The following is an 8,325-nucleotide window of genomic DNA, read 5'->3' on the forward strand; positions in this document are numbered from 1 at the left end:
GAATACTTTAATAAAACTGGAAGATGGCAGAGTTTACAGGTTAAATGAAGTGAGAGATACCTACAGTGTTGTTGATGGATTCTATGAAGAAGACAAAGAAAACATTTTCAATGCAGAGTTTTTACAGATGGCTCTTCCTAAAATAAAAATAGGGTTTAGTGAAGATCTCAAAGATGAAATGAAAGAGACTTTTGTAAAAGCAACCAAAAATTTTGGCTTATATTTTATTGATCTGGTTGAAAATCCCAAGGATGCTGCATTTCTGATTAAAAACAGAGAGAATAGATACTTTTTGACACGGCGTACCATTGAAATGGAAGAGCAGGGATATTCTATGTTCTTTCATCAGCCAGATATTTTTGAATTTATCAAGGAAATAGAATATATAGCGCAATGGAACGCTGTTATTGATCTGGACAATCCTCAGAATAAAATACCGTCGGACGATTATGAGATTGTATTTGAAAGCATTGAGGGACAACAGATCTCTAATGACAATACGAATGAAATATTCGGACAAATCCATATTGATCCGAAAAATATAGTGTTAAAATACAGAAATGAAATAGTCCCGGCTTTCAGATGTCATCTGGAAATGAAAAATACTGATCCCGATAAACAGTATTATGTCAACTTTTTATACATGAGCGGATCTTATGGTATTCAAAATTTCAACGCAGGCAATAACGGTCTGCTTAGGGGGACTGAAAAAGTAGCCGTAAATATTCCCGGACATGGTCTTATCTGGACATTCATTCAGGAAGAATATACTAATAATAAGATCAATGAATTACAGGATTTTCTTCTCGTTTTTATTTCCAAAGAGTCTATTACGCTCAACCCATTGGAACAGGAACACCTTAAATTCAGAACAGAAACATCAAGATCCCTGAGTTTTGATGAAAGAACATCCAAGCAGACCTTCTCACTGCCACGGACAGACTGGACCGTAAAAAAGATCCCGATCAGAATTCTGTACGATCACAGAACATTTAAGGAAACTGTACTTCAGACCATTAAAAGCCGTGAAATACTTGTTCCCAATGATCTTCAAAAAAAACGCTGGGGCGGACAACCTATGAATAACGGTTTCATTCTTTCCGCAGAGGTGAAAGAAAGAACTCTTAAATCTCTTGTAGGCTTATATGAAGTAGTTTTACAGGTCACCCATACTACAAGAAAAATTCCGGACAACAACAGAGTAGCAATTCTGCTGCATGACAGTTTTGCTGATTCTTTGCGCTTTCTCAAATTTAAAGACGGAAAAGCAACAGTAAATATTACAGCTTACGAAGATTTTACCGCCGCCGCCATTTTATATGACGGGACTGAGTTAGAATTGGATTTAAGTGAGATCCCCAGGCTGCCCAGAAAATTTTATGCTTATCAACCGACAAAACCCTTTAAAAAAACAGTAAAAGCCCTCCTGCAGCATGAAATAAAATTCCCGGATGACCTGCAGAAAGGCAGATGGGGAGGAAGTGCGATCAGTAACGACTGGCAACTTTCGGCGGAAGTAAAAACAGAGAACGATTCTCACAGAATCATATTAACCGTACAAAACACTCAGCAAAAAACTGAAAAAGAAGTCGCTTTCCTCCTGCATGACAGCTTTGGAGAAGAGCAGACCATGTTTGCAAGAACATTAAACGGAACTACCCGATGCAGCTTTAAAAGCTATGAAGCATTTACGGTAGGGATTTATATTGAAGACGGAACAAAATTAGAACTAGATCTCAATAAAAAACAAGGTTTTCCTGAATCTTTTTATTATAAACTTTAGAAAGATTTGAAGCTATAAGATGAACAAAGAAAATTATGCAAATCATAAAATCTAACTGTTTATCATTATTATTTTTTAGGAGTGTCTCACTAGCTGATTAAATTATAATGAATTGATATGCTTATGAGCAATAAAAAAAACAAAAATATGTTTTTAATCCTTTTAATTCAAGAATTTTAATTTATCGTTTTGTGAGATTTGTTTATTCATATAATTAAGTCTTCTCTTTTATTTACAGTTTCTCAAAAAATAAAAATCAAAGCAATTTAAAATAAATTGCTTTTTATAATATTTTTTTGATAAAAATGAAACTTGTAATTCTTGCTTAATTTGATTTAAACGAACTAAATCATCGACAAAAGTGTTTGAAGATACGCTCGTTAAGGTCACAAAAACCCAAAAGCGCCAACTAAAAACAGTTGGCGCTTTTTTATTTAACATTCCTCGTAATTAGTTCTTCCTCAGGAAACCTATTTCACCTACCCGCCTAAACAGTAAAATTTCACTATGAAACATTTGATTGAACGGGTAAAATGAGCAGGAACACTAAACTATAAATGGAGTTTCGGTTTTTATTATTTCATTAATTTTTTTATTATATGCAATCCGGCTGATATTTCCTGAATTATTTCGTCATGTAATATTGAAAAATCTACATTTTGGTCAGTCTTATTTTCCCAGTATAATACCTTTTCCGAAAGCTTTATCAATCCGGCTGTTCCGGCTGTTCCCTTCAGTTTATGAAGACTTTTTTTCAGATCATCCATATTTCTTTCTGCAACAGACCGCTTTATATTATTTTCTGCCTGAGTAAGCTCGGTAATCACCAGATTTAAAAATAACCCTTTGAAATCTTCATCATCACCTGTTTGCTGCTGTAAAAACTCCATATCTAGGTTGCTTTCAGCAGTTACATCATACTCCACATCCGTTTCTTTTTCCGAAATATATTTGCTCAACATTTCCAAAAGTTCAGCTTGACGTAAAGGCTTAGGAAGGAAATCATTCATCCCGGATTGCAGGCATTTTTCTTTTTCTCCAAATGTTGTTCCGGCTGTCACTCCGAGGATAGGAATTGTTTGATATTCCGGAAGTTTTCTAATTTCCCTTGTTGCTTCAATACCGTCCATTACCGGCATCTGGACATCCATCAGGATAAGAGAAAAGCTCTGTTTTCTGCATTCTTCAAGTGCTTCCAGTCCATTTACAGCTTCCGTAAGCTGTACATCAGGAATAAGGGATTGCATTATTCTGCTGTTAAGCAGCATATTCACAGGATTGTCGTCCACTAATAAAACATGAAGACCAGGAGCATGTAAAGAAGTTTCTGTTTTTGTTTCCGTAGCTGTCGGCAGTTGTTTTTCATTATTTTCTGTCGCTCTCCTTAAAGTTTTATACAGATCTTCGGATTTAATCGGCTTTAATAAAAAATAAGAGTTTTCTTCCTGTCGGAAGGAGTTAATAACATCATGTTCTTCTGAAGATGTATGAAGGATCACCAAAGGAGAAGTTTCTTTCTGTTTACTAAATAACCCCTTAATTTTTTTTTTCGTTTCCAGCCCGGAAATAACGGGCATATGATAATCCATGAGAATAATATCAAAACGTTCTCCCGCTAACAAAATCTGTAAAGCTTCCATCCCATTCGCAGCCAGCCTGGATTCTATATTTTTATAAGCCAGCATATGCTGCAGAATGATTCTGTTTGCTTCGTTATCGTCAACAACAAGTACTTTGCTGATCTTCAGTTCTTCATCTTTATTTGCCGCAGACATTTCATACGGCACTTCGATATCGAAGAAAAATACAGATCCTTTGTGTAGTGTACTGTTTAACCTGAGTTCACTTCCCATATAGCCCAGAATATTATTTGAAATGGTAAGCCCGAGTCCGGTTCCTCCGTAACGTTTGCTGATGGAGCTGTTTTCCTGTGTGAAAGCATTAAAAATAGACTGCTGTTTTTCAACGGGTATTCCAATTCCGGTATCCCGCACTGCGAAACGGAGCCGTATTTTCTCATGATCCATCCATTGCTTTTCTACTTTCAGTTCTATTTCTCCCTGTTCTGTAAATTTTACAGCATTTCCTAAGAGGTTGATAAGGATCTGTTTCATTCGGGATTCATCAATCAGGATCGTTTCCGGTAAACCGGGTTCAATATTCAGCAATAATTCTATATCTTTTTTTTGGGACTGGTATAGAATCACGTTGATGACCTGACTTACCATATCATAAACATTACTTTTATCAATCAAAAGATCCATTTTTCCGGATTCAATTTTAGAGAAATCTAAAATATCATTAATGATCGTAAGTAAGTTCTCCCCCGATTCGTTAATATAGTTGAGATACTGCATTTGTATCTCGTTAAGCGGAGTTTTTAATAATAGATCTGAAAAGCCGATCACACCATTTAACGGCGTACGGATCTCGTGGCTCATGTTGGCAAGAAATTCTGATTTTGCTTTGCTTGCAATGTCGGCCATTTTTTTTGCATCCTTCAGTTCATTGTTTGTTTTTACTGTATCGCTTATATTCTGTACAGAAATAATGATCCCACCAGTAACTCCGTCTGAAAGATACCATGGTCTTACTTCTAGGTTATAATACTGAAGACCGTCTTCCTGCTCCAGCACAAAGTTTTCATTTTTATAGGTCTTTCCTCTTAATGCATTAAGATAAATCTCTTTCCTTTCTTTCGGGACATTGGGTGAAACTGTAAAAATGTTCTGACCGATGAGATCAAGATGATTCATATGAAATTCATCCTTCCAGCTGCTGCTTACGGATATATAATTAAGGTCTTTATCAAACATGGCAACCGCAGTGGGTACGTAAGTTACAAAAGACTGCAGCATTGCTTCTTTTCTTGCCAGTTCCAGATATATATTTTTAAAAGCATTGATATCCTGAATAATTCCGAAAATCTTTGTACATATGCCATCTTCGAATTCCGGAATTCCTTTTACCCTAACCCAAATCATAACGCCATCATTACGTATAAGCTGAAACTCTTCATCATAGGCTATTCCTTCTGATACAGCTCTTTCGAATAAAAATCTCATTCTGGACCGGTCTTCTTCTTTATAAAACTGCAAAGCACTTTCAAAATCAGGCTGCAGCCCCGGATCTATTCTATGAATTTCTTTTGTCGTCTGCGACCAGAATACAGAATTATTTTTCAGATTCACTTCCCATCCTCCTACCTGAGCAACAGCGCTTGTTTGCTCAAGTATTTTTTTCGTGTACAAAAGGTCACTTTCCAACATCATCCTTTCCGTTATATTAAGTGCTGTACTTAGTACATAAGGCTGTCCTTCCCTATTGATCTCCACTCTATTATGATACATCCAGACAAGCTCCTTTCCGTCCTTTGTTTTCAGGATCATTGTTCCAATGTCTTCCTTATTCTGATTAATCTTCTGTAAATAATCTTCCAGCAGCTTCCAGTTTTTTTCGGGGACAAGATCTTTTAAATTCAATCCCGTGACTTCATTTTCAGAATAATGCAAAATTTCTCTGCCCTTTCTGTTGACCTCAAGAATATTACCTTCCATATCATGCATACTCATCAGTCCGATAGCATTTTCAAAAAAGCTTCTGAAACGGCGTTCCGATCTTTCCAGCTGCAGTTTCTCCTCAATATGCTGAGTAATATTGGTTCCGAAGCAAAAAATCTCGGAATGACTATGATTCCGTTTCATATACCATTCGATGATTACCTGTTGGCTTTCATTCATCTTTGTAGAAGTGGTTATCATCAATTCTTCACCATTCTGAAGAAAATTTTTGACTTTCAGCTTAATATCTTCACTCTGATCTCCCAGAAGTTTTAAAAAATCAAGATGATATGGCTTGCTGTTGTTTTCAAGATGGAATGCCTTTTCAAAAGCCGGATTTATATCTTTGATAATAAGATTATCATCCAGTACACAAATAGGATTATTCGAAACAGTAAAGATCTGCTGAAAATATTCTGCGTGAACATTTTTTCTTTTAGCCATTAAAAGTCTGGTAACTGCTTCTCCCAATTTCTTAAGAGTAGAAATCTGCTCTTTAGATAATGATTTCGGCTCGTAATCGAAAACGCAGAGTGTTCCTAAAGCAAAACCTTCGTCATCCAAAAGCGGAACTCCCGCGTAAAAACGAATACCCTCTTCAATAATCAGCGGATTGCCAGATGATCTTTCGTCTGATAAAGTATCGTTAATAACGATTGTCTGCCCTGTAGCAACAGAATATTGACAGACTGTATTTTTACGGTCTACTTTATCCAGAGATATCCCGATACAGCTTTGTATCATTTGGGTTTCGCTTTCCATAATGGCAATGAGCGCATTTTGGCAGCCGGAAATAAGACATGCTGTTTCTGTAAAAACGTCCAGCTGAGAATCTTTAGATAAGTTCAACAAATCAAAAAGTTCCAGCTTTTTCATCCTTTCTTTTTCGTTATCAGGAACCATATAATCGCTCATATTATTAACCATAAATCATTATAACTCTAAATATAATAAGAAAATTTATATAAAAAGTTTTTTTTAGCAAATATGAGCATTATATCTCACAACAACGAGACAAGCAATTACTTTTTAAAAGGCTTCTGGCATTTTATTCTTAAATATTATTTTTATATGCAAATCTCAGATGCAGAACAAAGTTTCGATCCTGTTTCGCTATTTTTTGAATAAGCGTAATTAAGGAACAGATCATCGAAGATGTTTTTATATTAAGTATTCCTAATTTTCAGAAGCAGGTTATCTTATTATCTCTACAAAAATCATCTAAAAAGACAGAAGCATCTTAAGATTTTAAAGCTTAAATTTTATAAAGAGCTTAAAGCCAGTGGAGAAAATTTTATTACGCAAGATGGCAAATTACAAGATCAATCAAAAGAGCAATTATGCGAATCTGATGACATTTATATTTAACATAAAAATCTTGGTTATCTCATATAATGTTCTTAAATTTAATGTAGATTAAGTTTGTTAATATAGTTCATTTTAAATGAATATTATTTAATACACCTTCAAATTCACCCAATCATGAAAAAACAAATCTTTATCTCCGCTCTGGTTCTGGTAGCAGTTGCTTTAGGAACCAATCTTGTTTTGGCGCAAAATTCTGATCACGCCAGTTCAACAGTAAATATTATTTTAGCAGATGTTATTTCAATGGATATGGGAACTGCCGCTTCAGGCAACGCTGTAGATTTTAACTATGCGAATACAGCAGATTATAATTCTTCAAAAAATGTGACGGTTCCCAATAGCTTAGTCATCATTTCCTCTAAAAATTTTGATATAAAAGTAAAATCTGAGGGCGCAAACTTTGTAAGCGGCGCCAACGTAATTCCAGTAGATGTATTACAGGTAAAAGCAATACCCGGCGGAAGTTTATCAGGAACTCTCAATGAGGTCACCTTATCTACAGCCGATCAGGTTCTGGTAAGTAACGCCGCTTCAGGTGCGAAACAATCTTTAAATATTGCTTATTCTATTTCAGCACAAAAAGCATCGAATGTACTTCTGGGAAAACCTAAAGGTACCTATACACAAACGGTAACTTATACTGCCACTGCACTGTAAGTAAACGTCAGTTTTTCTTAAATAAGCCCTCAACACTTTTTGTATTGAGGGTTTTTCTATTTGACACAAATAATTGATCGTGTAGTTATTTTACTACATGAACTTCCGTTTTCCACTACAAAGAAAATTTTTTCGCCGACATAAATTTGCAGTGTTCAAAGGGAACAAATAAACAAGAATAAAAATTAAAAATAAATATCATGACAAAACAAATTGCAATCGCAGCATTAACTATCGGAGCATTCATTTTAGGAACTAACAATGCTCAGGCGCAGAACACCACTGCAACAACAACGGTAAACATTACCCTAAATGATGTAATCTCTATCGATGCAGGAAGTACTGCAATTGGAAACACTGTAGATTTCAACTATGTTACTGCAGCAGACTATAACTCAGATCAAACAGTAACAAAAGCCAACTCATTAAAAGTTACTTCAACAAAGAATTTTAATGTGAAAGTAAAAGCAGGAGGTGCGAATTTCATGAATGGAACCAACCTAATCCCTGTTAGCGTATTAACAATTAAAGCAGCTACCGCTTCAGGAACTATGGGAGGAACAAAAAGTGCTGTTGTTTTATCTTCAACAGATCAGACATTAGTATCAAACGCTCCGCTTGGAAGTGCCTTAACACTGAATTTAGACTATACCATTCCTGCAGCGAAGTCTTCTTCTTCTGACATCTTAGGTAAACCTGCAGGAACGTACACGCAGACCGTAACTTATACTGCAACAGCTTTATAATAAAAACACAGAAATTCATACGCGCCCTAAACACTTAGAAAAGTATTAAGGGCGCATATCATAAAATACTAAAATATCATGATAAAACAAATTGCAATCGCAGCCTTAACAATCGGAGCAAGTATATTAGGAACCAACAATGTTCAGGCTCAGAATACAACCGCAACAACAACCGTAAACATTACTCTGAACGATGTAATCTCTATTGATG

5 protein-coding genes are annotated in these 8,325 nt (G+C 35.5%); 3 read left to right on the forward strand and 2 right to left on the reverse strand.

Going from position 1 to position 8,325, the window contains the following annotated elements:
• On the forward strand, positions 1-1,783 hold a 1,783-nt coding region (locus WFK35_RS17910; protein WP_336733724.1), incomplete at its 5' end, for a pYEATS domain-containing protein.
• A 228-nt stretch (positions 1,784-2,011) separates the two neighbouring features.
• Here the strand turns inward: WFK35_RS17910 and WFK35_RS17915 are convergent.
• Positions 2,012-2,224: a hypothetical protein gene (locus WFK35_RS17915; RefSeq protein WP_336733725.1), complete on the reverse strand. Its 213-nt coding sequence runs from the start codon at positions 2,222-2,224 to the stop codon at positions 2,012-2,014.
• Positions 2,225-2,358: 134 nt separating this feature from the next.
• Positions 2,359-6,258, reverse strand: a complete 3,900-nt coding sequence (locus WFK35_RS17920) for a response regulator (protein WP_336733726.1) — start codon at positions 6,256-6,258, stop codon at positions 2,359-2,361.
• A 567-nt stretch (positions 6,259-6,825) separates the two neighbouring features.
• Here WFK35_RS17920 and WFK35_RS17925 point away from each other — a divergent pair.
• Entirely contained in the window at positions 6,826-7,368 is a 543-nt protein-coding gene (locus WFK35_RS17925; protein ID WP_336733727.1) for a peptidoglycan-binding protein LysM, read from the forward strand.
• A gap of 200 nt (positions 7,369-7,568) precedes the next feature.
• Positions 7,569-8,114 carry a peptidoglycan-binding protein LysM gene (locus WFK35_RS17930; protein ID WP_336733728.1) on the forward strand — a complete coding sequence of 182 codons (546 nt, stop codon included), beginning with the start codon at positions 7,569-7,571 and terminating at the stop codon, positions 8,112-8,114.
• Positions 8,115-8,325: the final 211 nt, after the last annotated feature.

The organism is Chryseobacterium sp. VD8 (assembly GCF_037149975.1).
In the GTDB taxonomy this organism is placed as follows: Bacteria; Bacteroidota; Bacteroidia; order Flavobacteriales; family Weeksellaceae; genus Chryseobacterium; species Chryseobacterium indicum.

Bases quoted from the DNA above. Each gene is read 5' to 3' on its own strand.
- WFK35_RS17915 (WP_336733725.1), bottom strand. From the start codon at position 2,224: ATGTTAAATAAAAAAGCGCCAACTGTTTTTAGTTGGCGCTTTTGGGTT.
- WFK35_RS17920 (WP_336733726.1), bottom strand. From the start codon at position 6,258: ATGAGCGATTATATGGTTCCTGATAACGAAAAAGAAAGGATGAAAAAG.
- WFK35_RS17930 (WP_336733728.1), top strand. From the start codon at position 7,569: ATGACAAAACAAATTGCAATCGCAGCATTAACTATCGGAGCATTCATT.
- WFK35_RS17925 (WP_336733727.1), top strand. From the start codon at position 6,826: ATGAAAAAACAAATCTTTATCTCCGCTCTGGTTCTGGTAGCAGTTGCT.